We start from the raw sequence: 410 nt of genomic DNA, 5'->3' as shown, positions 1-410 counted from the left end.
GTTTTTTACTTCATTTTCATCAATGCCAAAAATTAGCGAGGCTGTTCTGGCGTGAACATCACGGTCTTCTTTGAACGCTGAAATTAAATTTTTATCCTGCGAAAGATGGGCAAGCACTACCAACTCTATCTGGCTGTAGTCGGCGGAAATAAGCACACAGCCGCTTTTTGCGATAAACGCTTCACGGATACGCCTGCCTTCTTCGGCACGGACTGGTATGTTTTGCAAATTCGGCTCACGGCTGGAAAGTCTGCCTGTGGCGGTTCCGGGCTGCCCAAAAATTTTGTGGAATCGCCCCTTCCTGTCTTCCCTGCTGTCTCTTTTTTACAACTCCCCGCCCACCCGAGACGGAGAAAAAACCTATGCCCGCTTTTTCTTTTGAAAAAAAAAAAAAAACCAAGCGAGAAAAA

Annotated in this window: 1 pseudogene; it reads right to left on the bottom strand. The window is 46.3% G+C overall.

Going from position 1 to position 410, the window contains the following annotated elements:
• Nucleotides 1–306 (bottom strand): annotated as a pseudogene (locus ACYVTD_RS17290) (DNA polymerase); the annotation flags it as partial.
• Nucleotides 307–410 lie beyond the last annotated feature (104 nt).

The sequence above is a fragment of the Treponema sp. R6D11 genome, assembly GCF_054786075.1.
Note: the sequence above shows the minus strand (reverse complement) of the source record. Positions and strands in the feature narration are given on the sequence as shown.